At 62.4% G+C, this 26,478-nt stretch carries 25 protein-coding genes; 13 read left to right on the top strand and 12 right to left on the bottom strand.

Annotated elements, in window-relative coordinates; translation table 11 throughout:
* Position 1: 1 nt before the first annotated feature.
* From hpaH to ACXAEK_RS02595, 6 genes are all read right to left on the bottom strand, one after another.
* Positions 2–802 carry a 2-oxo-hept-4-ene-1,7-dioate hydratase gene (gene hpaH, locus ACXAEK_RS02620; RefSeq protein WP_475039745.1) on the bottom strand — a complete coding sequence of 267 codons (801 nt, stop codon included), beginning with the start codon at positions 800–802 and terminating at the stop codon, positions 2–4.
* Positions 799–1,650 (bottom strand): fumarylacetoacetate hydrolase family protein, encoded by an 852-nt coding sequence (locus ACXAEK_RS02615; RefSeq protein ID WP_475039743.1) that lies wholly within the window; start codon positions 1,648–1,650, stop codon positions 799–801. Before ACXAEK_RS02615 ends, hpaH begins: the two co-directional genes overlap by 4 nt.
* Positions 1,650–3,062: a pyridoxal phosphate-dependent decarboxylase family protein gene (locus tag ACXAEK_RS02610; protein WP_475039742.1), complete on the bottom strand. Its 1,413-nt coding sequence runs from the start codon at positions 3,060–3,062 to the stop codon at positions 1,650–1,652. Before ACXAEK_RS02610 ends, ACXAEK_RS02615 begins: the two co-directional genes overlap by 1 nt.
* Positions 3,063–3,101: 39 nt before the next feature.
* Positions 3,102–4,082, bottom strand: a complete 981-nt coding sequence (gene hpaD / locus ACXAEK_RS02605) for a 3,4-dihydroxyphenylacetate 2,3-dioxygenase (RefSeq protein ID WP_475039740.1) — start codon at positions 4,080–4,082, stop codon at positions 3,102–3,104.
* Between the two features lie 88 nt (positions 4,083–4,170).
* Positions 4,171–5,682, bottom strand: coding sequence for a 5-carboxymethyl-2-hydroxymuconate semialdehyde dehydrogenase (gene hpaE / locus ACXAEK_RS02600; RefSeq protein ID WP_475039739.1), 1,512 nt, complete (start codon positions 5,680–5,682; stop codon positions 4,171–4,173).
* Positions 5,682–6,074, bottom strand: coding sequence for a 5-carboxymethyl-2-hydroxymuconate Delta-isomerase (locus ACXAEK_RS02595; RefSeq protein WP_475039737.1), 393 nt, complete (start codon positions 6,072–6,074; stop codon positions 5,682–5,684). Before ACXAEK_RS02595 ends, hpaE begins: the two co-directional genes overlap by 1 nt.
* A 114-nt stretch (positions 6,075–6,188) precedes the next feature.
* Here ACXAEK_RS02595 and hpaR point away from each other — a divergent pair, with 114 nt between their 5' ends.
* The 5 genes from hpaR (at position 6,189) to ACXAEK_RS02570 (ending at position 12,053) form a co-directional block, all read left to right on the top strand.
* Entirely contained in the window at positions 6,189–6,629 is a 441-nt protein-coding gene (hpaR, locus tag ACXAEK_RS02590) for a homoprotocatechuate degradation operon regulator HpaR (RefSeq protein WP_475039735.1), read from the top strand.
* Positions 6,630–6,901: 272 nt separating this feature from the next.
* On the top strand, positions 6,902–8,152 hold the full coding sequence (locus tag ACXAEK_RS02585; protein WP_475039733.1) for a sarcosine oxidase subunit beta family protein: 1,251 nt from the start codon (positions 6,902–6,904) through the stop codon (positions 8,150–8,152).
* A 16-nt stretch (positions 8,153–8,168) separates the two neighbouring features.
* Positions 8,169–8,456 (top strand): sarcosine oxidase subunit delta, encoded by a 288-nt coding sequence (locus ACXAEK_RS02580; RefSeq protein ID WP_475039731.1) that lies wholly within the window; start codon positions 8,169–8,171, stop codon positions 8,454–8,456.
* Positions 8,457–8,467: 11 nt separating this feature from the next.
* Positions 8,468–11,479, top strand: a complete 3,012-nt coding sequence (locus ACXAEK_RS02575; RefSeq protein ID WP_475045164.1) for a sarcosine oxidase subunit alpha family protein — start codon at positions 8,468–8,470, stop codon at positions 11,477–11,479.
* The gene (locus ACXAEK_RS02570) at positions 11,472–12,053 is read left to right on the top strand and encodes a sarcosine oxidase subunit gamma (protein WP_475039729.1); all 582 of its coding nucleotides are present in this window, start codon (positions 11,472–11,474) and stop codon (positions 12,051–12,053) included. Before ACXAEK_RS02575 ends, ACXAEK_RS02570 begins: the two co-directional genes overlap by 8 nt.
* A gap of 199 nt (positions 12,054–12,252) precedes the next feature.
* Here ACXAEK_RS02570 and ACXAEK_RS02565 read toward each other — a convergent pair whose 3' ends face one another.
* The gene (locus tag ACXAEK_RS02565; protein WP_475039727.1) at positions 12,253–13,257 is read right to left on the bottom strand and encodes a GlxA family transcriptional regulator; all 1,005 of its coding nucleotides are present in this window, start codon (positions 13,255–13,257) and stop codon (positions 12,253–12,255) included.
* Between the two features lie 90 nt (positions 13,258–13,347).
* The gene (locus ACXAEK_RS02560; RefSeq protein ID WP_475039725.1) at positions 13,348–14,694 is read right to left on the bottom strand and encodes an NAD(P)-binding domain-containing protein; all 1,347 of its coding nucleotides are present in this window, start codon (positions 14,692–14,694) and stop codon (positions 13,348–13,350) included.
* Positions 14,695–14,855: 161 nt separating this feature from the next.
* Between ACXAEK_RS02560 and ACXAEK_RS02555 the strand changes: the two genes are divergently transcribed.
* Positions 14,856–16,157 carry an ABC transporter substrate-binding protein gene (locus tag ACXAEK_RS02555; RefSeq protein ID WP_475039724.1) on the top strand — a complete coding sequence of 434 codons (1,302 nt, stop codon included), beginning with the start codon at positions 14,856–14,858 and terminating at the stop codon, positions 16,155–16,157.
* Between the two features lie 6 nt (positions 16,158–16,163).
* Here the strand turns inward: ACXAEK_RS02555 and ACXAEK_RS02550 are convergent, their stop codons facing one another.
* Positions 16,164–16,889 (bottom strand): FadR/GntR family transcriptional regulator, encoded by a 726-nt coding sequence (locus ACXAEK_RS02550; RefSeq protein WP_475039722.1) that lies wholly within the window; start codon positions 16,887–16,889, stop codon positions 16,164–16,166.
* Between the two features lie 481 nt (positions 16,890–17,370).
* Between ACXAEK_RS02550 and ACXAEK_RS02545 the strand changes: the two genes are divergently transcribed.
* From ACXAEK_RS02545 to ACXAEK_RS02515, 7 genes are all read left to right on the top strand, one after another.
* Positions 17,371–18,660 (top strand): ABC transporter substrate-binding protein, encoded by a 1,290-nt coding sequence (locus ACXAEK_RS02545; RefSeq protein ID WP_475039720.1) that lies wholly within the window; start codon positions 17,371–17,373, stop codon positions 18,658–18,660.
* 75 nt (positions 18,661–18,735) lie between these two features.
* The gene (locus tag ACXAEK_RS02540) at positions 18,736–19,605 is read left to right on the top strand and encodes a branched-chain amino acid ABC transporter permease (protein WP_475033294.1); all 870 of its coding nucleotides are present in this window, start codon (positions 18,736–18,738) and stop codon (positions 19,603–19,605) included.
* On the top strand, positions 19,598–20,578 hold the full coding sequence (locus ACXAEK_RS02535) for a branched-chain amino acid ABC transporter permease (RefSeq protein ID WP_475039719.1): 981 nt from the start codon (positions 19,598–19,600) through the stop codon (positions 20,576–20,578). Before ACXAEK_RS02540 ends, ACXAEK_RS02535 begins: the two co-directional genes overlap by 8 nt.
* Positions 20,575–21,342: an ABC transporter ATP-binding protein gene (locus ACXAEK_RS02530; RefSeq protein ID WP_475039717.1), complete on the top strand. Its 768-nt coding sequence runs from the start codon at positions 20,575–20,577 to the stop codon at positions 21,340–21,342. The genes ACXAEK_RS02535 and ACXAEK_RS02530 overlap by 4 nt, the downstream gene beginning before the upstream one ends.
* A complete protein-coding gene (locus tag ACXAEK_RS02525; RefSeq protein ID WP_475039715.1) occupies positions 21,332–22,039 on the top strand; it encodes an ABC transporter ATP-binding protein in 708 nt (235 codons plus the stop codon). The genes ACXAEK_RS02530 and ACXAEK_RS02525 overlap by 11 nt, the downstream gene beginning before the upstream one ends.
* Positions 21,990–22,595: a tetratricopeptide repeat protein gene (locus tag ACXAEK_RS02520; RefSeq protein ID WP_475039714.1), complete on the top strand. Its 606-nt coding sequence runs from the start codon at positions 21,990–21,992 to the stop codon at positions 22,593–22,595. Before ACXAEK_RS02525 ends, ACXAEK_RS02520 begins: the two co-directional genes overlap by 50 nt.
* A 241-nt stretch (positions 22,596–22,836) precedes the next feature.
* Positions 22,837–23,493 (top strand): helix-turn-helix domain-containing protein, encoded by a 657-nt coding sequence (locus ACXAEK_RS02515; RefSeq protein ID WP_475039713.1) that lies wholly within the window; start codon positions 22,837–22,839, stop codon positions 23,491–23,493.
* 287 nt (positions 23,494–23,780) lie between these two features.
* Here the strand turns inward: ACXAEK_RS02515 and ACXAEK_RS02510 are convergent, their stop codons facing one another.
* Genes ACXAEK_RS02510 through ACXAEK_RS02500 form a run of 3 tightly spaced genes read right to left on the bottom strand, consistent with a single transcriptional unit; the run spans position 23,781 to position 26,412 of the window.
* Positions 23,781–24,827 (bottom strand): heme-dependent oxidative N-demethylase family protein, encoded by a 1,047-nt coding sequence (locus ACXAEK_RS02510; protein ID WP_475039712.1) that lies wholly within the window; start codon positions 24,825–24,827, stop codon positions 23,781–23,783.
* An 11-nt stretch (positions 24,828–24,838) separates the two neighbouring features.
* A complete protein-coding gene (locus ACXAEK_RS02505; protein ID WP_475039710.1) occupies positions 24,839–25,804 on the bottom strand; it encodes a PDR/VanB family oxidoreductase in 966 nt (321 codons plus the stop codon).
* Positions 25,801–26,412 carry a dimethylamine monooxygenase subunit DmmA family protein gene (locus tag ACXAEK_RS02500; RefSeq protein WP_475039709.1) on the bottom strand — a complete coding sequence of 204 codons (612 nt, stop codon included), beginning with the start codon at positions 26,410–26,412 and terminating at the stop codon, positions 25,801–25,803. The genes ACXAEK_RS02505 and ACXAEK_RS02500 overlap by 4 nt, the downstream gene beginning before the upstream one ends.
* Positions 26,413–26,478: the final 66 nt, after the last annotated feature.

Below are 26,478 nucleotides of genomic sequence, written 5' to 3'. Positions count from 1 at the left end.
GTCAGGCGAAATTGATGGATACGGAGCCGAAGGGGCCGAAATCTGCGGCGATTTGCGTGCCCGGCGGGCATTCGATGGGGCGGATAAAGGAGCCCGAGAGCACGATATCCCCGGCCTCGATCTGTTGTCCATATTCCGCCATCCGCCGGGCCAGCCACAGGACCGAGGTGACGGGATCATTCAGAACGCCGGCGCCTAGGCCGGTTTCCTCCACCGTGCCGTTGCGGGCGGCGATGGCGCCCACCCAGCGCAGATCGTGAGCATCCACGGCGTGACGCTCCGCCCCGAGCACGACGCCGGCATTTGCGGCGTTGTCGCTGATGGTGTCGGTGATGATGCGGGCCTGGCAGGTTGCGGGGTCGTCGCGCAGGATGCGGGTGTCGAGGATCTCCAGCGAGGGCGCCACATAATCCGTTGCGGCCAGCACGTCCTCGCGGGTGCAATCGGTGCCAGCGAGGGGGGACTTCATGATGAAGGCAATCTCGGCCTCCACCCGCGGCTGGATGAAGCGGCCTGCGGGGACGGTGCTGCCGTCCTCAAAGGCCATGTCGTCCAGCAGCACGCCGCTGTCGGGGGTGGTGATGTTCAGCGCCTGCTGCATGGCGCGGCTGGTGAGGCCGATCTTCCAGCCGATCTTCTTGCGGCCGGAGGCCAGTTTTTGCCTGATTAGAGCCTGTTGAACTGCATAGGCATCGTCCAGCGTCATGCCGGGATAGGCTAAGGAGAGCAGGCCGCATTGCTGGCCGGTCTGCTCGGCTTGCAGCAGGGTTTCGGCGGCGTCCTGGTGCTGTTCCGGGGTCATGCCTCATCCTCGACGGTATTGCGCAGGATGCCAATGCCCTCGACCTCAACCTCCACCACGTCGCCGGGGGCCAAGTATTTCGGCGGATCAAACCGCGCGCCTGCGCCTGTCGGCGTGCCTGTGATGATCACGTCGCCGGGCTGCAGGGTCGTGAAGGTGGAGATATAGGCGATTTCTTCGCGGATCGGGAACATCATCCGGTTGAGAGTGTCATCCTGGCGGACCTCTCCGTTCACGCGGGTTACGATGCGCGCCTCATCCAACTGGGCGGCGTTGATGAAGGGCACCAGCCAGGGTCCGATGGAGCCGGAATTGTCCCAGTTCTTGCCTTGGGTCACGTTGAACTTGGCGTGGCGGACCCAGTCGCGGATTGTGCCCTCATTTGCCAGTGTTAGAGCAGCAATGTGATCGTAGGCGTCTTCCGGTTTGATGCGGCGGCCCGGTTTGCCAATCACTACGGCGACCTCGCCCTCGTAATCCAGCGTGTGGTTTTCCGGCGGGCGGATCAGCGGGCGCTCCGCCCCGGTGAAGGAGCGCGGGAAGCGGGGAAACAGGGACATGTGCTTGGGCTGGGCGGAGCCGTCCTTGTACTCCGCGTTGCGGTCCGGGAAATTGACGCCAACGCAGATGATCTTTTCCGGGTTGGGGACCGGGATCTCGTAAGCGAAATCCGTGTGGGTGACAGGCTTGCCGTTGGCGGCCTCTGCCAGTTTCGGCAGGCCGTCCGCCGCGATCATGTCGCGCATCGTGGGCCAGTCCGGGAACTGCGGCGACAGGGCTATCATCCCGGCATCCGTTACCGCGCCATAGAAGGTTTCTCCGCCGGCGGTGTAGGTGGCAAAGCGCATCAGGTCAGGCTCCTTGCGATTTCGGTGATGACGTCGAAGGCCATCATCACGTCTGCCTCTGTGGTCTCGAACTGGCCTGCCTGGAAGCGGATCACCAGCGCGCCGTCGAGGCGGGTCTGGGTCAGGTAGATGCGGCCGTCGGCGTTGATGGCATTGACCAATGCGAGGTTCAGATCGTCGAGGTCCGCGGCGCCCTCGGGCGCAAAGCGGAACGACCAGAGCGACCACATCGGCGCGGTGGTGATCTCGAAATCAGGCTCTAACTTTAGCTTTTCGTGCAACTGAGTGGACCAGTTCACGTGGTTCCGCAGGCGCTGGCGCAGCCCTTCGAGGCCATAGGTGCGGATCAGGAACCAGATCTTGAGCGCGCGGAAGCGGCGGCCCAGCGGCACCGACCATTCGGAATAGTTGATGATGCCGTCATGGCCGTGGGTCTTGAGGTATTCCGGGCTGATCGCCAGGGTTTGCACCAGATCGGCCGGGTTCTTCAGGAAATGGGCGGAGCAGTCGAACTGCACGCCCAGCCATTTGTGCGGGTTGAAGACGATGCTGTCGGCGCGTTCGACGCCGGGCCAGTAGTGGCGGTATTCCGGGCAGATCATTGCGGAGCCGGCCCAGGCGGCGTCCACATGGGTGTAGAGACCGTATTTTTCTGCCACATCCAGCACCTTGTCGACCGGATCGGTGGCGCCAACACCGGTGCCGCCGACGCAGAGGATGACGCCTGCGGGCTGGTGGCCTGCGGCGAGGTCGGCCTGAATTGCCGCCTCCAGCGCGTCGGGGTCCATGCCGCGCCAGTCGCCCTTGATGGGGATGCGGATCAGGTTCTGCTGGCCGATGCCCGCGACCCAGATGGCGCGGTCGATGGAAGTGTGGACTTCGGAGGAGCAGTAGATGCGCAACGCTTTCTGGCTGAACAGGCCCTGTTGGTTCCCTTGCCAGTTCAGCGCTTTCTCCCGCATGGTCAGCACCGCGGCGAGGGTGGCGGAGGAGGCGGAGTCCTGGATCACGCCCTGGAACTGCTCCGGCAGGTCCAGCGCCTGGCGCAGCCAGTCCATCATCCGGGTTTCCATCTCGGTCGCGGCGGGTGAGGTCTGCCACAGCATACATTGGGGCGCGATGGCGGCGGTCAGGAACTCGGCCAGCACCGAGGGCGCAGCGGCGTTGGAGGTGAAATAGGCAAAGAAGCGCGGGTGCTGCCAATGGGTGATGCCGGGCATCACGATGTCCTCGAAATCGCGGAAGATTGCCTCCATCCCCTCGCCGTCTTCGGGCGGGGTGGCAGGCAGGGCGTGCAGCACCGTGCCGGGTTCGGTTTTGGCCCGCACCGGGCGGTCGCCGACGGTCAGGTGGTAGTCCTGCGTCCAATCCGCGACCCGGCGGCCCCATTCGGAGAATTCATCCCATTTCATTTTTCTTACCTTCCTTCCGCCAGGGTGCGGTCCTGATGTTCAGGGGGCAATGATCGGCTGTGCGTTCAAGGTGCTGGGTTTCGCGGTGGCGCCTTCGAAGACGGAGCCCTCCTCGAACCAGCTGCGCGGCGCGGGCGCGCCCCAGAGGGTCTGGCGCTGGGGATCGGTGAGCGACCATTTGATCGGCTCCAGATCCGGGTCGACGGTCTGGTAATCGGAGCAGTAGATCTCGATCCGGTGGCCGTCGGGGTCGCGCACATAGAGAAAGAAGGCATTGGAGATGCCGTGGCGGCCGGGGCCGCGTTCGATGTTGTCCACATAGCCGGTGGTCGACATCAGGTCGAGGAGGTCGATGATATTCAAGGGGTTCGGCACCCAGAAAGCAGTGTGGTGCAGGCGCGGGCCAAGGCCGTTGGTGAAGGCCACGTCATGCACGCCGCCCTTGCGGTGCATCCAGGCCGCCCAGATCTTGCCGCTGTCGTCATCTTCGGTGAATTCGGTGATGCGGAAACCCATCTCGTTGTAGAAGGCGACCGAGGCATCCACGTCTGCGCTGAACATGTTGAAGTGGTCGATGCGGAGCGGTTTTACCCCGTTATAGAGCCTGTATTTCTGGTGGATCGGCTCCAGCCGGTCCATCTTGACGTAGAACTCCAGCGGGATGCCCCAGGGGTCGCGGGTGCGCAGGGTGCGGCCTATGTGCGGGCGGTCCACCCATTCGACGGGCAGGTCCTTGGCGGCGAAGAACTCCGCCGCCTTTTCCAGGTCCGGTTCATCATAAAGTTTGAAGCCGAGGACGCCGACAGAGGCAGTATCTGCCTGAACAAGCACGATGCAATGGTGGCCGCGTTCCTCCATCGCGCGGAGGTATATGCGCTCGCAGTCCTCATGCGTAACCTGCAGGCCGAGGATGTCCACGTAAAACGCGCGGGAGGCGGCGAGGTCGGTGACGGCGTATTCCACATGGCTGAGCCGCACGATGTTGAAAGGGGGGTAGAGGTTCGGGGCGGGGACGGGCATGGTTTGAACCTTTCACTTGGGGCTGGAGTGGGAGCGAGGGCCGGCCCCTCGCGCTCCCCGGGATATTTTTAGCCAGATGAAGAATGGATCAGGCGCCGAGGCGCGGGATTGTGTGCTGGCCGAGCGCAAAGCCGATGTGTTTTTGCTCCATGTAGAACTCGAACGACCAGTCGCCGCCGTCGCGGCCGATGCCGCTGGCCTTGACGCCGCCAAAGGGGGTGGGCAGGTGGCGGACGTTTTCCGAGTTCACCCAGATCATCCCGGCCTCGAGATGGTTGGTGAAGCGCAGGGCGCGGGTCAGATCGTTGGTCCAGACATAGCCGGTGAGACCGTATTGGGTGTCATTTGCCATGTTTAGAGCCTCATCTTCGTCCTTGAAGCGGATGGATGTAAGGACCGGGCCAAAGATTTCCTCCTGGGCGATGGTCATGTCGTTGGTGGCATTGGTGAACAGGGTGGGGCGCACGAACCAGCCCTTGCCGCCTGCGCGGGTGCCGCCTGCGGCGATGGTGGCGCCATCCTGTTTGGCGGTCTCAAAGTAGGAGGTGACCTTGTCGAAATGCACCTTGTGGATCAGCGGGCCGACCTCGGTGGCCGGGTCCAGCGGGTGGCCGACGCGGATGTTATTGACGCGTTCGATGAGCTTGGCTTCGAAGCCGTCGGCAATGCTCTCCTGCACCAGCAGGCGCGAGGAGGAGGTGCAGCGCTCGCCATTGAGCGAGTAGATCATGAAAATCGCGGCATCGAGCGCGCGGTCTAGATCGGCGTCGTCGAAGACCACCACCGGGTTCTTGCCGCCGAGTTCGAAATGCACCCGCTTCAGGGTATCGGCGCCCTGCTTCATGATCATCGAGCCGGTTTTGGCCTCGCCGACAAAGGCGATGGCCTTGATGTCCGGGTGCTCGGTGAGGGCTTTGCCTGCGTCCTCGCCATAACCGTTGACCAGGTTCCAGACACCAGGCGGAAGGCCCGCCTCATGGGCGATCTCGGCCAGGATGCGTGCGGTGAGGGGGGAGAACTCGGCCGGCTTGTGGACCACGGTGCAGCCGGCTGCCAGCGCGGGGGCGATCTTCCAGGTTGACAGCATGAAAGGCGTGTTCCACGGGGTGATGACACCGACCGGTCCGATGGGCACCCGGGTGGTCACGTTCATCAGGGTCGGCGATTGCAACTGCTGACCGTCGCGGGCGGCGGTGGCCTTGTCCGCGAAGAAGCGGAAGTTTTCCGCGCCCCGCAGCGCCGCCTTGGACATGAAGCGGATTGCCTGGCCGGTATCCCAGCATTCGCAGAGGGCAATCTCTTCGGCGCGTTCGACGATAAGGTCGGCGATGCGGTTGAGGATCTTCTTGCGCTCCAGCGCCGGCATGTCGCGCCAGGCCGGGAAGGCTGCCTTGGCGGCCGCAGCCGCGGCGTTGATGTCTTCACCGCCGCCTTTGGCGACGGCACAGATTGTGCTTTCGTCCACTGGCGAAGATATTTCAAACGTGGCGCCGGAGGCCGCAGGGCGGCTTTCGCCGCCGATCAGGTTCAGGATGCCGGTCTCGCGGAAGCGGGTCAGATGGGTGTTCAACTTTTTGATGTTGGTGGTCAGATCGCTCATCACGGGTCCGCCTTTTGCATGTGGTCGCGGATGGTGCCGCATTTCGGGGAAAGCTCCGGGTCGATGTCGCGCATCTCCAGCGAGAGGGCGAAGGAGTGCTGCTGCATGGCCGGCTCAAGAAAGGACTGGGCTGCATCGAACACCGCCTGGGCGGCGCGCTTGCGGGTGTCCAGGTCGCGGCCTGCGCGCAGCCGGATGGAGATGTCGATATAGCCGTGTTGCGGGTCGCCATCGGCAATCGAGACATGATCGGCGGCAAAGGCGCGCACCCGGATGCCCGCCAGCGGGAATACGCCGGTGGCCGCAGCGGCCTGCCGCAAATGGCTGCAAAGCGCGGCGATATCGGTGCGCGCTTCCATGTTGGCTGAGTAGTCCAGCGTGATGTGCGGCATCTGCGGTACCTCTCTGGAATTACTTAACATGTTTAGCAACTGTGCGGCGATGAGTTAAGAAGAAGAAACCCAAGCGGCAATTGCGTTTAGCCGGAAGCGGGGCGATAATCGCATATGACCAGGATGATGCCTTCCACCGACCGTTCGCTGCCAATCGCCCTTCTGAGGGCGCGGGAGCGTGTGATGGGTCCGATCCGGGCGCTGCTGAGCGGCGCGGGGCTGACCGAGCAGCAATGGAGGGTGCTGCGGGTGGTGCAGGAGGGCGGGCCGATCGACCCGACCCAGATCGCAGATAAGGCCTGTCTGCTGCTGCCCAGCCTTACGCGGATCCTGCAGAAGCTTGAGGAAAAGCAGCTGATCAGCCGGAAGCGCGACCAGGAGGATCGCCGCCGCCAAGTGGTGCAGATTTCACCGGCGGGGGAGAAGATCATTGCCGACAATCTGGAGGCCAGCCTGGAGCTGATGGAGCGGACCCGGGCCAGGATGGGGGCGGACCGCTATGAGGCGCTGCTGGATCTGCTGAACGAGCTGGATCAGACCGACCTTTCGGAGTGAGTCGTTTTTGCCGCATTTGGCGAGGATGCCGCGACGGGTGACGCAAACCGGGCGAGGGCGGTGTTTTTATTGAAGTTGTGGTGAGGTATGATTTTTGTGAATGAAAGTAGTGATTTAATGTGAAAATCACGCTGTGATTGCACTGTGTCTGATGCTGCATCTGTATTGGTGATTTGCGTGGAATGACGCAAATGGCGTGTCCGGTGTCCGATATCGCTCTGTGAAAACCTGCGTTTCTCAACAACTCTTGCGGGGACAGTTGAGAGGACATCATGCGGTATTCCGGCCTGAAAGTGATCAAGGAGGCCCTGACGGGCCACAAGGGATGGCGGCCTGCCTGGCGCGATCCGGAACCCAAGAAAAGCTACGATGTGGTGATCATCGGCGGCGGCGGGCACGGGCTGGCGACGGCCTATTACCTGGCCAAGAACCACGGCATCACCAATGTGGCGGTGATCGAGAAGGGCTGGATCGGCGGCGGCAATGTGGGCCGCAATACCACCATTATCCGCTCCAACTACCTGCTGGACGGCAATGAGCCGTTTTACGAGCTGTCGCTGAAGCTGTGGGAAGGGCTGGAGCAGGACTTCAACTATAACGCCATGGTCAGCCAGCGCGGTATTCTGAACCTGGTGCACACCGATGCGCAGCGCGATGCGGCGCGGCGCCGGGGCAATGCGATGATCCTGAACGGATCGGATGCGGAGCTGCTGGATGTTGACGGCGTCCGGGCGATGTATCCGTTCCTGAACTTCAACAACGCGCGTTTCCCGATCAAGGGCGGCCTCTTGCACCGCCGCGGCGGCACTGTGCGCCATGACGCGGTAGCCTGGGGTTATGCCCGCGGCGCGGATCTGCGCGGGGTTGACATCATCCAGAACTGCGAAGTCACCGGCTTCAAGATCGAGAACGGAAAATGCCTGGGCGTGGAGACCACCAAGGGCTTTATCGGCGCCAACAAGGTGGCGAGCTGTGTTGCGGGTTCCTCCAGCCGGGTGATGGAGAAGGCGGGTATGCGCCTGCCGATCGAGAGCCATGTGCTGCAGGCCTTTGTCTCCGAAGGGCTGAAGCCGGTGCTGGACGGGGTGATCACCTTTGGCGCCGGCCACTTCTATTGCAGCCAGTCGGACAAGGGCGGTCTGGTCTTTGGCGGCGACCTGGACATGTACAATTCTTATGCGCAGCGCGGCAATCTGCCTGTGGTCGAGGATGTGATCGAGGGCGGTATGGCGCTGATCCCGGCGCTGGGCCGGGTGCGGATGCTGCGCAGCTGGGGCGGCATCATGGATATGTCGATGGACGGCTCACCCTTCATCGACAAGACCCATGTGGACGGCCTCTATTTCAACGGCGGCTGGTGCTACGGCGGGTTCAAGGCGACCCCGGCCTCGGGCTGGTGCTATGCGCATCTGCTGGCGACGGGCACGCCGCATAAGGTGGCCACGGAATACCGGCTCGACCGGTTCCGCCGCGGCTGCATGATCGACGAAAAGGGCCAGGGTGCCCAGCCGAACCTGCACTGAGGAAAGGAAAACAGCGATGATTATCAACCATCCGATCCTCGGGCCGCGGGATTTGCAGGAGTTCACCTACCTTGGCGACGCAAGCCTGATCGACCGTCCCGACTGGGAGAGTGATGACGCGGCACGGCAGTTCCATGACTACCTGTACCTGCGCGACAACCCGGCAGGCGAGCACCGCGAGCTCTGGTTCCACGAGCAGGGCGACCGGTCCTGGCTGGTGGTTACCCGCAACACCGTGACCCATGAAATCCTGAATGTCGAACTGGCCCGCGATGTGGCCCGGGCAAGGGGGCGCAGCAAATGACTGACGCAGTAATGAATGCAGGAACGGTTGCGTTCCAGGCCGACGGCAGCACCGGCGCCCGCAAGGGCGTGCAGGTGAACCGCCTGGACGGCGGGCTGATCAAGGGCAGCAAGGCGCTGAGCTTCACCTTTGACGGCAAGCGCTACAAGGGGTTTGAGGGTGACACGCTGGCCTCTGCTCTGCTGGCAAACGGTGTGCGGCTGATGGGCCGGTCCTTCAAATACCACCGTCCGCGGGGGGTGCTGACCTCCGGCTCTGAAGAGCCAAACGCGCTGGTCGAACTGCGCAGCGGCGGTCGGCAGGAGCCGAACACCCGTGCCACCGTGGCCGAACTCTATGACGGGCTGGAGGCGAATTCGCAGAACCGCTGGCCGTCACTTCAGCATGACTTCATGGCGGTGAACGACCGGTTCTCGAACTTTCTGACCGCGGGGTTCTACTACAAGACATTCATGTGGCCTGCGGCGTTCTGGGAGAAGATCTACGAGCCCATCATCCGCAAGGCAGCGGGTCTGGGCAGCATCAGTTTCGAGGATGATCCGGACGCTTATGACAAGGGCTTCCTGCATTGCGACCTCTTGGTGATCGGGGCTGGCCCTACCGGCCTGACGGCGGCGCTGACCGCGGGCCGGGCCGGGGCGCAGGTGATCATTGCCGATGAGGACTTCCTGCTGGGCGGGCGCCTCAATGCCGAGACCTTTGGCATCGGTGATCTGACCGGCTCCGCTTGGGTGGAGCAGGCGCAGGCGGAGTTGGCGTCGATGTCGAATGTGCGGGTGATGCCGCGCACCTCGATCATTGGCGCCTATGATCATGGCATCTATGGCGCGGTGGAACGGACTGCCGACCACGTGCTGGCCCCCGAAGCGGGCAAGCCGCGGCAGATCCTGTGGCGGATCTACTCCAAGCGGGCGATGCTGGCGGCAGGCGCCACCGAGCGGCCGATTGCCTTTGAGAACAACGACCGCCCCGGCGTGATGCTGGCGGGAGCGGTGCGCGCCTATGCCAACCGCTGGGCGGTGACGCCGGATCAGACCGTAGCGGTATTCACCAACAATGACGACGGCCACCGCACCGCGGCGGATCTGATCGCCAAGGGGGTGAAAGTCACCGCTGTGATCGATACCCGTGCAGATGCGCCCAAGGTTGAAGGGGCAGAGCTGTTTGCCGGTGCGCAGGTGATCGACACCAAAGGCCGGCTGGGTCTGGAGTGGGCGCGCGTGCGTCTTGCCAATGGCACCACCCGCGATATTCCTTGCGGCGCACTGGCTGTCTCCGGCGGCTGGAACCCGAACGTGCATCTGACCTGCCACCAGCGCGGCCGTCCGGCCTGGTGCGAAGATATTGCCGCCTTTGTGCCTGCAGGCGAGCTGCCGCAAAACATGTCGGTGGCTGGGGCCGCCAACGGCGATTTCTCCACCGCTGCCGCGCTGCGGGCCGGTGCCGAGGGCGCCGTGGCCGCGCTGTCGGAGCTGGGGATTGAAGCCAAGGCTGGCGATCTGCCCGAGGCCGAGGATGCGCCCATCAACGTTACTCCCTTCTGGTACGTGAAGGAAGGCAAGGGCCGTGCATGGCTGGACCAGCAGAACGACGTCACCGTCAAGGATGTGAAGCTGGCGCATCAGGAGAACTTCCGCTCGGTCGAGCATCTGAAGCGCTATACCACTCTCGGCATGGCAACCGATCAAGGCAAGACCTCCAACATGGGCGGTCTGGCGATCATGGCTGAGCTGGCGGGCAAGCAGATCCCCGAGGTCGGCACCACCATGTTCCGCCCGCCCTATACACCAGTGTCCTTCGGTGTGATGGCCGGTCGGTCCGTGGGTGAGGAATTCCGCCCGACACGTAAGACCCCCAGCCACAAGTGGGCCGAGGAGCAGGGTGCCGAGTTTGTCGAGGTCGGCCAGTGGCTGCGGGCGCAGTGGTTCCCCAAGAAGGGCGAAACCCATTGGCGCCAGTCGGTGGACCGCGAGGTGCTGCAGACACGGAATTCTGTCGGCATCTGCGACGTGACCACACTGGGCAAGATCGATGTGCAGGGCAAGGATGCCGCCGCGTTTCTGAACAAGATGTATGCCAATGCCTTTGCCAAGCTTCCGGTGGGCAAGGTCCGCTACGGGCTGATGCTGCGCGAGGATGGCATTGCCTATGACGACGGCACCGCGGCGCGTTTTGCCGAGGATCATTTCGTGGTGACCACCACCACCGCCAACGCAGTTCTGGTCTACCGCAACATGGAATTTGCGCGCCAGTGCCTGTTCCCTGATATGGATGTGCAGCTGATCTCGACCACTGAGGCCTGGGCACAGTTCGCGGTGGCGGGTCCGAATGCCCGCAAGCTGCTGCAAAAAGTCGTGGATCTGGAGTTCGACATCTCGAACGAGGCCTTCCCCTTCATGGCCTGCGGTGAAGTCACCGTGGCGGGCGGCTGCCGGGCGCGGCTGTTCCGGATCTCCTTCTCGGGCGAGCTGGCTTATGAGATCGCGGTTCCGACCCGGTACGGCGATGCGATGATCCGCAAGCTGATGGAAGCGGGCGAGGAGTTCGGCGCGGTTCCCTACGGCACCGAGGCGCTGGGCGTCATGCGGATCGAAAAGGGCCATGCGGCGGGCAATGAGCTGAACGGCACCACTTCGGCGCTGAATCTCGGCATGGGCCGGATGGTCAGCAAGAAGAAGGACTGCATCGGCAACACGCTGAGCGAGCGTGAGGGCATGAACCAGGAGAATGCACTGAAGCTGGTGGGTTTCAAGCCGGTGAATGCCGCCGATCCGGTGCAGGCCGGGGCGCATCTGATGAACGCCGATGGCGAGGTCAGTGCGGCCACCGATCAGGGTTATATCACCTCTGCCGCCTATTCGCCGGTGCTGGGCTGTTCGATCGGGATCGGCTTCCTGAAAAGCGGCGATGCCCGCAAAGGCGAGGTGATCCGCGCGGTCAACCCGCTGGAGGGCAAGGAAGTCCAGGTCGAAGTTGTCAGCGCGCATTTTGTGGATCCGGAAGGGGAGCGTCTCCGTGGGTAAGTTCGATAATCATGGTCTGAAAGCGGTCTCTCCCCTGGGCGGGTCCGAGCCGCAGGTGGATGCTTTTGCCGGTCTGCTGATCCGCGAAGTGACGGACCGTGCGCTGGCCTCATTGGCGGCGCGCCAGGGTAGCGAGGAGGCGGCGAAATCTGCGGCGGCGTCATACTTGGGTGGTGCCCTGCCGGAGCCGGCAAGCTGGATTGCAAGCGGTGAGTTTGCTGCCTGGTGGATGGGGCCGGACCTGTGGATGGTCTCAGCCCCGCATGACAGTCACGAGTTGCTGGCAGGCGAGCTGAAGGAAGCTGTCGGTGAGGTCGGTTCCGTGGTGGAGCAGACCGACGTCTGGTGCCGCTTCGATATGGAAGGCCCGCGTTGCTTTGACGTGCTGGAGCGGCTGTGCAACGCCAATGTCCGTGCGGGCAAACCGGGCGATGCCACCCGGACTTCGATGGAGCATCTGGGCGTTTTCCTGCTGTGCCATGAGCCGGGGCAGAAGTACTCGATCGTGGGGCCGCGCAGCTCTGCCGGGTCGCTGCATCACGCCTTGGTCGCGGCGGCGCAATCGGCGATCTGAGAGACGCGCGTAGATTGAAAACGCCCGGCCGGGAGGCTGGGCGTTTTGATTTTGCCGGATTGCGGTCAACGGAAGCGCTGGATTGTGCGGAGAGGGCGGATGCCTCCGGCGGGAGTATTTTCGGCAAGATGAAAAGCAGGCAGAAAAGCAGCCGCGGACTATCCTGCGGCTGCCATGGTTTGCTGGGAAGGACTGCGGATCAGACCGATGGGATCGGGCGGTTGTCCTGGACCCGGAACAGATTCACCTTGCGGCGTTCCTCCTGCGGGGTGACGCCGAAGCTTTCGCGGTAGTGCTGCGACAGGGTGGAGGAAGTGGCGTAGCCCACCGCATTGGCGATCGAGGTGATCGAGTCACGGGAATACATCACCAGCTGCCGCGCCGCGTTCATACGCAGGGTGCGGTAGTAGATTGCCGGGCTTTGGCCGGTGGCGGATTTGAAGCTGCGCTCCAGCTGTCGCGGCGAGACGCCGATCGTGCTGGCGGCATCACGGATCGAGACCGGGTGCTCGAGGTTGTCGGCGAACAGCTCAACCGCCTTGGCAACCGGCGGCGGCAGGCTGTCGGCCGTGCTGTCGGTCTTGAAGGCAGGGATCTTCTGGCGCACACCCTCGGCGCGGACCATCGGGTGCTGGAACCAGCAGGCAACCTCGGTCATCACCGCGTCGCCCAGGGCCTGTTCGATCAGTTTCAATGACAGGTCGAACATCGCCGCGGCGCCACTGGCGGTATAGCGGCGGCGGTCCAGCACGATCACGTCGTCAGTGGTGGCAAGCGAGGGGAATTCTGCACTGAAGGCGGCCTTGTAGCACCAGTGGACCGAACAGCTGTGGCCGTCCAGCAGGCCGGAGCGGGCCAGCGGGAAGACCCCGCCGGAGACTGCGCCCATCTTGGTGCCGTGGCGGGCCAGGTGGCGCAGCTTGCCGTTGGAGGCCTTGGGGTCGTCGAACTTGCCCTGCGGGCTGGACAAGAGGAACAGGGTGTCGATCTCTTCGGCCTGGTCCAGCGAGCAATCCGGCTGGAAGGCCACATTGGCGGAGGCGTTCACGCCGGCGCCGGCCTCGGACACAAGTTTCCATCGGAAGGTTTCAGTGCCGGCAATTTCGTTTGCCGCGCGCAGGGGTTCGATGGCCGAGGTCAGGCAGGCCATTGGAAAGCCGGGGAAAATCAGGAAGCCGAGAGTCATGTTATTGCCGCGCTGCATGAGGTGGATATTAGCTTGCGAAAGAAGATTCGCACAGCAGCGAAGGGGGCCTGCGCCGCACAGGAAGGGAAACGGCGCAGGCGGATCTGCTTAGTTCTGCAGATATACTTCCAGCGTGTCGTCCAGGGCGTCCTTCCACGGGGTGTGGTGCACAGGTGCCATGGTGCCGGTGATGACCGATTTATAGGAGTTGTTGCGGAAGGCCATGATGTCCTCCGCCTTGTGCCCCTTCCACTCGTAGAAGGCTTGGCAGGCGCCGGCCACGTCGAAGGTTGGGTAGTCGGTCTCTTCGATCAGCTCCAGCACGTAGTCGCCCTGGTATTTGATCGCGTATTTGACGTCCGGCGAGGCTTCTTCACGCTCTTCGCGCTCCTTGACATCGGCCAGCAGGGCCGCCTTGTCCGAGGGGATTTCGATCTTGCCCATGATCGCGTCGCGGACCCACCAGGCCTGGGCGTCGAACATGTTGAAGGTGAACCACTGGTCCTGCATGCCCAGATAGAACATCTTGGGGTTATGGGCATAGACCACGCCCTTATACAGATCGGCAGTGGCCAGGCGGTTGGCGGTCTTCAGGCGCAGATCGTCCGGCAGGAAGTTGAAATAGTGCTTGTAACCGGTGCAGAGGATGATCGCGTCGACCTCTTTCTGGGTGCCGTCCACAAAGGTTGCGGTGTTGCCGCTGACCGACTCCAGCGCCGGAACCTCGTCCCAGTTTTCCGGCCATTTGAAGCCCATTGGCTCAGTCCGGTAGGAGGTGGTGATCGACTTGGCGCCGTATTTCCAGCACTGGGAGCCGATGTCTTCGGCCGAATATGAGGCGCCGAGGATTAGGATGTCCTTGCCTGCGAATTCGCGGGCATCGCGGAAGTCATGGGCGTGCAGGACGCGGCCGTTGAAAGTGTCGAAACCGGGGTAGAACGGCACGTTCGGGGTTGAGAAGTGGCCCGAGGCGCAGATCACGTGGTCGAAGTCTTCCTTGTAGGTGCTGTCCTTGGCGTGGTCGTGCACGGTGACGGTGAAATTGCCCTTGTCCTCGTTGTATTCCACCCAGCGGATCGGAGAGTTGAAGCGGATCCACTTGCGCACGTCCGCCTTCTTTACCCGGCCTTCGATATAGTCGAACAGCACGGCGCGGGGCGGGTAGGATGCGATCTGCTTGCCGAAGTGCTCCTCGAACGAATAGTCGGCAAATTCCAGGCCCTCCTTGGGGCCGTTGGACCACAGGTAGCGGTACATCGAGCAGTGCACCGGTTCGCCGTTTTCATCCAGGCCGGTGCGCCAGGTGTAGTTCCACAGGCCGCCCCAGTTGTCCTGCTTTTCAAAGCAGACGATGTCGGGGATCTCTTCCCCCTTGTTGGCGGCGGATTGGAATGCGCGCAGCTGGGCCAGGCCCGAGGGGCCGGCGCCGATAATGGCAATGCGTTTCTTGGTCATGTGGCTCTCCCATTGGTTCAGACCAATGTCTTTATTTGGTTCATTTGGTCTGGTCCAAATAGGTCCAAATCTGCACCAATAAGTCAACAATTTTTCACGGGTGGAATAATTTTCTGCGCGATTGGACTGGAAGCGCTTTGTTTTCTTGGTAGGATTTATTCATGAAGACGACGAGTTTTGCGCATCAGCTGACCGCACGCGCGGCGCTGCCCCGGCTGTCGGTGGGGATGACAGAATCAGTGAACATTGGCTTTCTGGGTCCGCTTTCGGGCCGGGTGGAGAGCTGGGGGCTGCCCGGATTGAATGGCTGCCGGATCTGGGAGGACGGGTTGAATCAGGCCGGCGGGGTGCTGATCGGCGGCCGCCGTTATCCGATCCGCATCCATTCCTACGACTGCGGTTACAACCCGGACCGGGCGTTGGAAGGCGCGATGGAACTGGTGCAGAAGCACGACGTCAAGCTGATGCTGATGCTGGGCGGCGATACCTTTGCGCCGGTGCAGGACCTGCTGATGCGCAACAAGGTGCTGACCTCGACCCTGCTGCCCACCGATCTGTCACCGGACACACCCTATCTGATTGCCCCCAGCGAGGCGCATCCGATACAGAACGTGACTGGTGTCGCCTGGCTGGCGGAGAAACGGCCGGAGCTGAAGACCGTTGCCCTATGCAGCCAGATGGACCTGCTGGGGCTGCCGACGCAGGCGGTCTACAGGGCGGCGTTCAAGGCAGCGGGCAAGAAGATCCTGCGTGAAGTGCAATATGATGCGCGCTCAATGGATCCGGGGCCGGTGGTGGACCCGATGCTGGAGAGCGGCGCCGATATCCTGTGCTGGTGCTCGTCCTACACGCCGATGGTGCATGCGATGACCGAATACGCCTATGCCAAAGGGTTCAAGGGCCAGATCATCAGTTGCACCATGGACGGGTATGACAAGCTGGTGGCGAAGACGTCTGAAGACTTCATGGAAGGGGTATTGTTCCAGTTCCCGGACTTTGACGATCCGCTGCTGCGGGAGAAGGCGTTTTTCTTCAATCAGCCGCACACGTTTTATGAGGAATACAACCGCCGCTTCCCGGGCACTTGGTCAGCGGTGAGCTGGGAATATGTGGCAATCCTGGACATTTGGCATAGCGCGGTCGAGAAGGCCGGGTCGGTTGAGTCCCCGTCAGTTCTGGCGGCGATGAAGCAGCTGGGGCATGTCACCCATGCCTTTGGCCATGCGGAATGGTGGGGTGAGGAAATCTTTGGTATTTCTAACGCCTTGGTTGGGGACTGGCCGGTTGTCACCATCCAGGAGGGCAAGGCGCGGATTGCCGGGTTCAAGTCGATCCCGGCCTGGCTGGCGCAGCATTCGAACCTGCTGAAGGCGGAAATGGCCGCACTGGGGCAGCTGTGGCACCAGCGGCTGGAAAGCGCGGTGCCCGGCAATGAGGCCAGTTCGCGCGCGGTCCTGGGGTAACTTGCCTCAGACTTCCTGCAGCAGCAGCTTCTGTTCGTCGATCAGGTGCAGCTTTATGAATTCCACCGCCGATTCCACATCGCGCGAGGCGATGGCATTGAACAGGGTGTTATAGCGCTTCTGGTAGTCCTGCATCCGCTGCGGCGTCAGGTGGCGGCGGCGCAGGGCGGTGCGGTAGGACAGGCGGCAGGCCTCGATCGTCAGCTCGTAGCAGGAGTGCAGCAGCGGATTGCCGGAGCCCTCGGCGATCTTGCGGTAGAGATCTTCCTCCGCCTCGATAAAGGCGTCCGTGTCGGTGCGCACCGCCTCGATGCGGGAGAGGATCTCGTCCAGCTCCTCGATCTGGCGCGGTGTCATGTTGATCACCGCCAGGCGGATCAGCTCCGGCTCCAGGATGCCGCGCACCACCAGATGGTCCAGCGGCGAGACTTCCTTGGCCAGGGTGGAATACGACGCTTCGGGCTTGGGGTCGGAGCGGAATTTGACAAAGCTGCCGGAGCCCGGGCGGCGGTGGATCACCTCCTGCGCCGCCAATACATCCAGCGCCTCGCGCACGGTGTTGCGGGCGACACCCAGTTCGGAGGCCAGGGTGCGCTCAGACGGCAGCCTTGTGTCGACCGGATAGGTGCCGGATTTGATGCGGGCAAACAAAGTGTCGATCACCACCTGTACGGTGGCGCCCACCGAATGGGTGGTCAGGATCTGCGACGTGGTCTCTTCCGCTGAGCTCATAAATCTGGTTTTCCCGGCCGGCTGAGCGGGGGAATCCCCTGCTCCTGGTCATAGCAACAGAGGTGCCAATACCGGCTTTGGAGGCCATTTTGCAACCATCTGACGCAGCTGTGATTGGCTTTCAGCCTACCGGTTTCTGCGCCAGACGGCAAGAAAGTTGAAGAAATTGGTCCAAAAATTGGCTTTCTGGTTGCTTTGTTAAGGTGAGTGGTAAGGTTATGTTTTGGTGACGTTTTTAGGGCCTTACTTGCCGCATTATTGCGCAGATGGTCCTATTTTGGTGCCTTTTCGGTCTGGAAAGTGAAAGAAAATTTCTTGACGGTGAACCATGTGGCTGCCAGCCTTGAGCCGGGATGGGTCCAATTTGGATCAACTGGTTCAGTGACGTTGGGCTGAACCTGCGGGTCCCGCAAGAGGGCTTCATCCCGCAGAACACACCGCCGCAAAAAACAAACAGGCGGGTCCAACATGGGAGACGAAGATGATTTCCAAGATCGTGAAATCGGGGCTGACCCGGCGGACGTTCCTTCATTCGACGGCGGCTGCGGCGATGAGCGCCGGGCTGCCGGGCGCGTCGCTGGCGGCGGGCAGCACCATCAAGATCGGTTTTCTGGCGCCTTTGACCGGTGCGGTGGCGGCCTGGGGCAAGCCCGGGCTGGATGGCTGTCAGATTTGGGCCGAGCGGGTCAATGCCGCGGGCGGCATCAAGCTGGGTGATGGCAGCCATAATGTCGAGTTTGTGGCCTACGACAACGAATACGATCCGGCCAAGGCGCGCACCGGCGCCACCAAGCTGATCCGCGAGGATGGTGTGAGTTTCATCATGATGCTGGGCGGCGATACCTGGCCCGGCGTGCAGCCGGTGGCGGACAAGACCGGCATGCTGTTTTCGACCCTGCTGCCGTCGGACCTGTCGCCGGACACCAATACGCTGATTGCACCGGCAGAGGTGCATCCGATCTACAATGTCACAGGGGTGGATTGGCTGGCCGAAAACAAGCCGGAGCTGAAGACCGCGGTGATGTGCGCGCAGGATGACGCGCTGGGGCTGCCTTCGGTGGCGACCTACCTGGCGGCGTTCGAGGCGGCGGGCATCGAGATGCTGGACGCGCCGCTGCTGTTCGACCCCGCGACCACCGATTTTGCGCCGGTTGTGACCCGGTTGATCAGCAAGAACCCGGATATCGTTTGCCTGGACACCTGCTACAGCGATTATGTGCATCCGATTGTCGAACAGCTGTTCCAGCAGGGATTCACGGGGCAGATCATCTCTTGCACCGCGGATTTCTACGACCAGATGATCGCCAAGACCTCGGAGGAGTTCATGGAAGGCTTTGTCTTCCAATTCCCGGATTTTGATGATCCGGCGCTGAATGGCAGCAATATCAATTTCACCGATCCGAACGGGTTCTATGAGGAATTCAATACCCGCCACCCGGGCCAATGGGGCGCGGTGAGCTGGGAATATGCCTCGATCATGGATCTGTGGAAGGCCGCGGCGGAAAAGGCCGGGTCGGCCAGCCCGGATGCGGTGGCAGCTGCAATGAAGGACGGCAAGGGTAAGCACGCCTTTGGCAACGCCGATTGGTGGGGCACCGAACTGTTCGGCATCGACAATGCGCTGGTCGGCGATTGGCCGGTGGTGGCGATTGAGAGCGGCAAGGCCCGGATCAAGGATTTCCGGTCAATCCCTGACTGGTACGCCAAGCACGGCGACCTGCTGGTCAAGCATATGAAGGCCTATGACCAGATGTGGGATCAGCGCAGCTGACCTTTCAGGCTGGCAATCAGGCGGTGCGGGAGATGTCCCCGCACCGCGGGACCGACTGAATAAAGAGACAATCCAATGCTGGACCTTTTGGCGCAGACCGGCCTCAACGCCGTGTATGCTGCGAGCTATATTTCCCTTGTTGCTGTGGGACTTGTGCTGATTTTTGGTGTCATGGGAGTGATCAATTTTGCCCATGGCGAACTGTTCATGGCGGGTGCTTATGCGATTGTGGCGCTGTATGCCGGGCTGAATGTGCCGTTCTTTCTGGCCGTGGCGGCGGGGCTGTTGTTTGTGGGCTGTCTGGGCCTGTTGATGGAGCGGGCGCTGTTCCGGCCGTTGAAGGATAACCCCCTGGGCGGGCTGGTGGCCTCGATCGGGTTTTTGATGATCCTGCAGGCGCTGGCGGTGATGGGGTTCGGCGTGCGGATGGTGCATATCCCGCCGGTGACGCAAGAGGTGATTGCGTTTTCAGATAAGGTGCGGCTGCCGGTGGCGCGGCTCTATGTGATCATCGCTGCCATCGTGCTGCTGTCGGCGCTTTGGTACTTTTTGAAACGGACCAAATTCGGCTGGGCCTTGCGCGCCTCGGCGCAGGATCCCGAGGCTGCGGCGCTGCAGGGGATTTCGATCACCCAGACCGCCAGGATCGCCATGTTCATTGGTGCGGGGCTGGCGGGGATAGCGGGCGCGCTGACCGCGCCGCTGGTCTCGGTCAACCCGCATATGGGGCATTCGGTGATTGTTACCGCATTCATTGTCATCATCGTCGGCGGAGTCGGCTCCTTGGAGGGCGCCATCGTGGCCTCGGTTGCCTATGCATTGGTGCATACCTTTGTGACTACCTTCTGGGACGGTGTTCTAGCTGACATCGTGGGGCTTTCGCTGATGCTGCTGGTGCTGATCGTCAAGCCGACCGGATTGTTTGGGAGTGCGGATCGTGCCTAAGTTCCTGATCTGGATCGCGGCGCTGGCCGCGCTGATTGCCCTGCCGCATGGGCTCAGCTTTTCGCAGCAGGAAATCCTGGTGTTCCTGACCATCAACGTGCTGCTGGTGGCGAGCTACCGGCTGCTGACCCTGACCGGTGAATGGTCGCTGGCGCATGTGGTGATCATGGGGGTGGGGGCCTATTCCTCGGCCCTGCTGACCAAGAAGCTGGGTGTCTATGTGCCGGTTTCGATGCTGTTGGGGGGCGTGTGTGCGGCGCTGATTGCGGTGCTGTTGTCCTTTCCGCTGTTCCGGATGAAGGGGTTTTACTTTCTGATCGGGTCGTTTGCTGCCGGTGAAATCATCCGCCTGCTGTGGAAACGGTTCCGGGATCCGTTTGGCGGCGCCAAGGGGATCAAGGGGATTGATCCGATGCCGGATTTCTCGGTTGGCTTCTACCAGTTCGATTTCTTTGAGCCGACCTCCTATTACTACTTTGCAGGCGTTGTTGTGGCGGTTTGCCTGTGGGTCCTGTGGCGGATTGAGAAATCGCCGGTCGGTCTCACCTTCCATGCGGTGCATTGGCAGGACAAGCTGGCGCAGGCCTCGGGCGTGAATGTGCGGGCCTACCGGACGCTGGCCTTTGCCATTGCCTCGGGCTTTGCCGGCATCTCCGGCGCGCTGCTGGCGCATTACGTGGGCACCATCAATCCCAACGCCTTTGACATCGACCTGATGGTCTTTGTGCTGACCTGGGCAATTGTCGGCGGCACCGCGACTTTCTATGGCCCGATCCTGGGCTGCGTGGTGCTGACGGTGATCAATGAGGTTGTGCTGCGCGAGCTGGGGCTCGAGCAGATGCGGCCGTTGATCTATGGCGCCATAATGATCCTGTCGATCCTGTTCCTGCCAAATGGCTTGGAAAGCATCGTGCAGAAACTCACCAAAAGACGCGCCGCAGATGGCGCGCCGGAACGGAGCCCGGCAGAATGAGTGATTTTCTTGAAGTCAAAGACCTGACTATGCGGTTTGGCGGGTTGGTTGCGGTAGACAGCCTGTCGTTCAAGGTGGCGCATGGCTCGATCCATGGTCTGATCGGCCCGAATGGGGCGGGAAAGACCACGACGTTCAACATGATCTCAGGCTTTTACACGCCGACATCGGGGCAGGTGCTGCTGCGGGGCGAGGATATCTCCGGCCTGCAGATGCATGACGTGGCCCGGCGCGGGGTGGTGCGGACGTTCCAGCACTCGACTTTGTTTGCTGAGCTGACGGTACTGGAGAATGCGCTGGTTGGCACCCATATGCCATTCCGCCCCAACATCTTTGCCGCGATCATCGGCTGGGACAAGGAAGACCGCAGCGGTGCTGAGGCGCGCGCCAGGGAGGCGCTGGAGTTCTTTGGCTTGGATCATGTGAAGCATGAGCGGGCGGGTGATCTGTCCCACGGTCACCAGCGGGCGCTGGGCATGGCGGTGGCCTATGCCAGTCACCCGGATGTGATCCTGCTGGATGAGCCCTTCACCGGCATGAATCCGGAAGAGACGCGGCAGATGATGGACCTGATGGAGCGTCTGAAGGCGGACGGGATCACCATCCTGATCGTCGAGCATGACATGCAAGCGATCATGGGGCTGTGCGACAACATCACCTGCATGAGCTTTGGCAAGTTCCTGGCCGAAGGCGGCCCGCAGGAGATCCGCAACCATCCGGCGGTGATCGAGGCCTATCTGGGAGGCGCGCGCCATGTTGCTTGAGATGAAGAATATCGCCGTCAACTACGGCAAGATCAACGCCATCCGGAACATCTCGGTCGCGGTGCCGGAGGGCAAGATCGTCACCATCATCGGCGGCAACGGCGCGGGCAAGACCACCACGCTGCGTGCGATGTCGGGGATGCTGCCGATTACCGCGGGCGAGATCACCTTCGAGGGCAAGAGGATCGACCACCTGCCCGCACATAAGGTGGTGGCCAACGGCATTGCCCATGTGCCGGAGGGGCGGCGGATCTTCCCCGATATGACAGTGGAGGAGAACCTGCGCACCGGGGCGTTTCTGCGCAAGGACAAGGATGCGGTCGAGGAGGACTTGGAGGGTGTCTTCACCCGTTTCCCGCGCTTGCGTGAACGGCGCACCCAGATGGCCAAGACCATGTCGGGCGGTGAACAGCAGATGCTTGCCATCGGCCGTGCGCTGATGTCCAAGCCCCGGCTTTTGCTGATGGATGAGCCCTCGATGGGGCTGGCGCCGGTGATTGTCGAGGAGATCGCCCGGATCGTCGAGGAGATCAACGCCAAGGGGCTGTCGGTGGTCTTGGTCGAACAGAACGCCGAATTGGCGCTGGAACTGGCCGATTACGCCTATGTCCTGGAAACCGGAAATGCAGCAATGGAGGGTCCTGCAGATGAGCTTCACGGCAATGAACACGTCCGCGCCGCGTATCTGGGGCTCTAGGCGGGACGCGGAAATGCGGGTCGCGCGCGAGGCTGGATGGTCGCGCGCCGACCTGATCTGGGAGCGGCTGATGGAGCGGGCAGTGGCAGTGGCCGGTGCGCACAGGCGCAAGGCAATGCGGCTGTTCCGCCTGGCAGATCTGCTGGCGCGGGTTGCCTTTCCAGCCGCCGATCTGCGCCGCGCGTCTGCGCCTGCGAACCTGGCCGTGCTGCAGTTCCGGGCGGGCGCGCTTGAAGAAGCTGAGAAGCTGCAGGCTCGCGCTTTGCGGGTCTGGGCCGGGGCTGACGTGCAGGTTGCAGTGATGCAGATTGCGCCGCGCAGCCGGTCGTCCCTGTTTCATCTGCGGATGGAGGCGCTGCACCGGGAGACCTATCACGGCAACCTGAAAACCCGGGTGGGGCGGATCGCAGCGGAAACCGGCGAGACGCTGCGCAACCTGACCTCGGGCCGGGCGGCCTTGCACCGCCACGCCAGCCGCTGGCGCGGCGAGAAGCCTGTGGTGTTTGACGGCAGCCGCAAGGTTCTGGGCGCCTGCCTGCTGCTCTTGGACAGCTGAGAAGAGCCGGGGGGTGTCTGTCTGGGAGTTGAAACCCGGGTCCGGCGGCCCGGGTTTTGTTGTTTGCCGCTTGGGAGGCGGGGCTGCCAAGCAACAATTTTCTTTCCTGTGGCGGTGGGGGCTTGGGAAAAAGTGGTAATGTCAGTAAAATAATTTTCGCGCGGTTCCTTGCGTCTTGAAAAGTTTTTACGTAATCCCCGCTGCGCGCTTGTCAGAGGCTGTCCATAAGGAAGATAACACAGTGGCTAAACCCAAAGACGATAGCGACGCAGTGGCAAATAACCTTTCTCAAGATCCGCATCGTGTCCGCGAGGGCTCGGAAAAAGTTCTGGAAGTGGCAATTGGCCGTGAGGTCCGGTCGTTCCGGCGTCAGCAGGGGATCACTGTGGCGGATCTGGCCAATCTGACGGGGCTGTCAATCGGGATGCTGTCCAAGATCGAAAATGGCAACACGTCGCCGTCTCTGACCACGCTGCAGCTGCTTGCCAATGCGCTGAGCGTGCCAATCACCTCCTTTTTCCGGCGCTTTGAAGAAAGCCGGGAGGCGGTGCACACGAAATCCGGCGAAGGTGCGGAGACCGAGCGCGCGGGCACCCGGGCCGGGCACCAGTACCAGCTTCTGGGGCATCTGGGTGCCAATGCCTCTGGCGTGATGGTGGAGCCTTACATGATCACCCTGACTGAAGAGTCGGATGTGTTTCCGACCTTCCAGCATGATGGGGTGGAAATGCTCTATATGCTGGAGGGCGAGGTGGATTACCGCCATGGCGACAAGGTGTTTGAATTGAAACCTGGGGATACGCTGTTCTTCGACGCCGACGCGCCGCATGGGCCTGAGGGTCTGGTGAAACTGCCAGCGCGCTACCTGTCGATCATCTCCTACCCGCAGTCGAGCTGATCCGCGGCGCGGGTGCTCCCGCCTGTTTCGGGAACATCTGAAGATGTCCCCGCGCAGTTGGGCGCAGCGCCGCGCGATGCGCGGCACTGGTGCGTTATGCGGAGAGCTTGCCGTTCGCTGCCCGGCCCAAGGCTGTACAGGGGGCAGGTGCAGCCTGCCGTCTGATGCAGGGGCGGGAATGCCCCCTTCAGTTAAAAAAAGAAACTGCCGGAGCCAGGGGCAACGGCAGTCAGTGAGGCGGGCCTAAGTGACAGGGGGTAGGGACGGCCCGCCGGGTCCGCTCGGGATCAGTCGTCGTCGGGCCAGATGCCGTCCGAGGTCGGGCTGCCGTCGTCATACTGCGACAGCCATTCCACCATCAGCGGGCGGTTGTCGATGAAGCCCTTGTAGGTGGCCAGCTCTTCCGGCAGGTCGCGGATCACCCGGTGCAGGCGGCGGCCCCATTTCGGCACCGTCACCAGATCGTTGAAGCTGATCAGGTAGCAGCGGATCGGGAACACCAGCGCATTGGAGCGCGGCAGGCGGAAGAAGGTCTGCAGTTCGACCCGCAGGTGCTGCTTGTCGCCGATGTTCTCCATCGTCAGCCCCTGCTTCATCACGCCCCATTTGTGGTAGTTCTCCGGCGAGGTGTCGAGCAGCGGGTTGACCGTCATCGTCCAGTTCAGGCGGCGGGCGGGCTGGCCCTGCTGGATGTTCAAGAGGAACTTCAGCGCGCGCACGAATATGCCCATCTCGTGCGCCTTCGGCACCGGTGCATGCCATTCGAAGAAGTTCATGCCGATATCGAAGTCCAGCGACCAGTCAGCCTGGGTGGTGACCATGCCGGCGTCCATCCACAGGTTGTCGTCGCGCTGGTCCAGCACCGCAAAGTCGCCCTGAGTCTGGCGGGTGATGTATTCCATCGGGCCGTAGGGCAGGGTGCTTTCATCGAGGAAGGTGAAGGTGTCGTCGATGCCCAGCGGCTTGTTCACCCAGCGCCAGCGGTTGCCGTCCTTGTGCAACTCGAACAGGTCCGGATACTCGCGCGCCTTGGCTTCCATGATCAGCTCGACCAGGTCCCAGCCCGCCAGCGTCATATGCGGCAGCGACTGGCAGCGCAGCGGGTCGTTCGCCAGCACCCGGGCGCGGTCCTTCATTTCCGCCACATAGTGCTCGTCGACGTCGAAGGTGCGTTCAAACACCGAGCCGGGCCGGTAGGAGGTGTGCGGCTCCATGTTCACCGAATACATGTAGCTGTCTTCGTGGAACGGGAAGGGGAAACGTTTGATGGCCCAGTCCGAGTTCTTGAAGGTGAAGTCGCCGTGGAAGGTTTCGTCGTTGAATTGAATTGTCATGTCGTTCTCCCTCAGCGGTCCAGGACCAGGGTTTTGCCTTCAAAGCGCGAGACGCAGGGCATGATGTGCTTGCCGCCTGCCTTCTGCTCGTCGGTCAGCCAGTGGTCGTAGTGCAGGAACTTGCCGTCATAGCCGATGACATTGGTCTCGCACTGGCCGCAGGCGCCGCCGCGGCAGAGGTAGGGGGCGTCGATGCCGGCCGCCTCCAGGGCTTCCAGCAGCGATTGATGCTCGCCGACCTGGACGATCTTGTTGGAGACCGCGCATTTCACCTCGAACGGCTTGCCCGACGCAGGTGCCAGGAATTCCTCGGAATGCACCGCTTCGCGCGGCCAGCCCATGTCCTCGGCGGTGGAGTGCACCCAGTTGATCATGCCCTTGGGGCCGCAGACATACACATGCGTGCCCAGCGGCTGGGTGGCGAGCAGGGTCTTGAGGTCGATCGCCTCGCCCTGGTCGTCGTGATAGATATGCACCTTGCCCGGGTACTGTGCCGCCAGCTCCTCGGCATAGGTGCCGAGCGAGGCGGTGCGGACCGAATAGTGCAGTTCGAACTGGCCGCCCATCATCGACAGCTGGTGCATCTGCGCCATGAACGGCGTGATGCCGATGCCGCCGGCCAGCATCAGGTGCTTGCCCGCGCGCAGGTCCAGCGAGAACAGGTTCACCGGGTTGGAGATCACCATCTCCATGCCCTCTTTCACCTGGGAGTGCATGAATTTGGAGCCGCCGCGGCCTTCGTCATCGCGGCGGACTGAGATCGTGTAGGCGCCCCGGTCGGCCGGGTTGGACATCAGCGAATAGGCGTTCAGGCGGGTGATATCGCCGTCCTGCATCTCGACCACGGTGTGGGCGCCGCCCGAGAAGGTGGGCAGGTCGCCGCCGCCGGTGCGGACAAATTTGAAACGGGTGACCAGGTCGTTGATCGGTTTGACCTCGGCCACGGTGACATTCAGTTTTGCGGTGCCAGCACTCATTTGAACAGCTCCACTTTCTCGGGGATGTTGCCCGGGTCTTCGGCATCCACCCGCACGCCCTGGAAGGCGGCGAGGCGGCGCGAATAGTGATCGCGCACGAACAGGCTGAGGCCGCAGTGGCTGCATTCGAACGGGTCGGTGGTGACGTCCTCGGTGATGCCCTTGCAGTGCACGCATTGCATGCGCCGCGCGGTGGAGCCGCGGTGCTCGGTCTGGATCGCGGTATGCGGGATGCCGGCGGCGGTGGCCTCGGCCATGGCCTGGCCCATCAGGCTTTCGGTGCCGGTCAGATACACCTGGGTACCCATGTGGCAGTCCAGCAGGGCGCGGCGGATGCGGCTTTGCGCGGCCTCGTAGGAGGGGCCTGCGTAATACTGGCCTGCACCGAGCTGTTCCAGCTGGCTGCTGTATTTGGTGCCGGTGTCCTTGGGGATGTAGATGATATGGGCCTTGGCCCAGAACGCCGCGTCCGCGGTTTTGGCCAGATCAAGGATCGCCTCGGCGCCTTCGGCATCGGCAATCATCAGGTGGCCGCTGCCGGCGCGGGCTTCAAGCTCGCCGTAGACGGGGCGGCTTTTGATGGAAGGGGGGAATACGGTCTTAGACATGTGGGTCGCTTTTCCTGCAGTCCGGGTGAACGAAAGCGGGCGCCTCCGGGATGGAGACGCCCGGGA

The organism is Leisingera sp. ABM4_101, assembly GCF_056158725.1.
Note: the sequence above shows the minus strand (reverse complement) of the source record. Positions and strands in the feature narration are given on the sequence as shown.

Coding starts and splice junctions, on each gene's coding strand:
- ACXAEK_RS02520 (WP_475039714.1), top strand. CDS start 21,990: ATGAGCTTCACGGCAATGAACACGTCCGCGCCGCGTATCTGGGGCTCT.
- ACXAEK_RS02555 (WP_475039724.1), top strand. CDS start 14,856: ATGAAGACGACGAGTTTTGCGCATCAGCTGACCGCACGCGCGGCGCTG.
- hpaR (WP_475039735.1), top strand. CDS start 6,189: ATGACCAGGATGATGCCTTCCACCGACCGTTCGCTGCCAATCGCCCTT.
- ACXAEK_RS02500 (WP_475039709.1), bottom strand. CDS start 26,412: ATGTCTAAGACCGTATTCCCCCCTTCCATCAAAAGCCGCCCCGTCTAC.
- ACXAEK_RS02595 (WP_475039737.1), bottom strand. CDS start 6,074: ATGCCGCACATCACGCTGGACTACTCAGCCAACATGGAAGCGCGCACC.
- ACXAEK_RS02615 (WP_475039743.1), bottom strand. CDS start 1,650: ATGCGCTTTGCCACCTACACCGCCGGCGGAGAAACCTTCTATGGCGCG.
- hpaH (WP_475039745.1), bottom strand. CDS start 802: ATGACCCCGGAACAGCACCAGGACGCCGCCGAAACCCTGCTGCAAGCC.
- ACXAEK_RS02540 (WP_475033294.1), top strand. CDS start 18,736: ATGCTGGACCTTTTGGCGCAGACCGGCCTCAACGCCGTGTATGCTGCG.
- ACXAEK_RS02510 (WP_475039712.1), bottom strand. CDS start 24,827: ATGACAATTCAATTCAACGACGAAACCTTCCACGGCGACTTCACCTTC.
- ACXAEK_RS02505 (WP_475039710.1), bottom strand. CDS start 25,804: ATGAGTGCTGGCACCGCAAAACTGAATGTCACCGTGGCCGAGGTCAAA.
- ACXAEK_RS02550 (WP_475039722.1), bottom strand. CDS start 16,889: ATGAGCTCAGCGGAAGAGACCACGTCGCAGATCCTGACCACCCATTCG.
- ACXAEK_RS02585 (WP_475039733.1), top strand. CDS start 6,902: ATGCGGTATTCCGGCCTGAAAGTGATCAAGGAGGCCCTGACGGGCCAC.
- ACXAEK_RS02530 (WP_475039717.1), top strand. CDS start 20,575: ATGAGTGATTTTCTTGAAGTCAAAGACCTGACTATGCGGTTTGGCGGG.
- ACXAEK_RS02565 (WP_475039727.1), bottom strand. CDS start 13,257: ATGCAGCGCGGCAATAACATGACTCTCGGCTTCCTGATTTTCCCCGGC.
- ACXAEK_RS02575 (WP_475045164.1), top strand. CDS start 8,468: ATGAATGCAGGAACGGTTGCGTTCCAGGCCGACGGCAGCACCGGCGCC.
- ACXAEK_RS02525 (WP_475039715.1), top strand. CDS start 21,332: ATGTTGCTTGAGATGAAGAATATCGCCGTCAACTACGGCAAGATCAAC.
- ACXAEK_RS02580 (WP_475039731.1), top strand. CDS start 8,169: ATGATTATCAACCATCCGATCCTCGGGCCGCGGGATTTGCAGGAGTTC.
- ACXAEK_RS02560 (WP_475039725.1), bottom strand. CDS start 14,694: ATGACCAAGAAACGCATTGCCATTATCGGCGCCGGCCCCTCGGGCCTG.
- hpaD (WP_475039740.1), bottom strand. CDS start 4,082: ATGCCCGTCCCCGCCCCGAACCTCTACCCCCCTTTCAACATCGTGCGG.
- hpaE (WP_475039739.1), bottom strand. CDS start 5,682: ATGAGCGATCTGACCACCAACATCAAAAAGTTGAACACCCATCTGACC.
- ACXAEK_RS02545 (WP_475039720.1), top strand. CDS start 17,371: ATGATTTCCAAGATCGTGAAATCGGGGCTGACCCGGCGGACGTTCCTT.
- ACXAEK_RS02610 (WP_475039742.1), bottom strand. CDS start 3,062: ATGAAATGGGATGAATTCTCCGAATGGGGCCGCCGGGTCGCGGATTGG.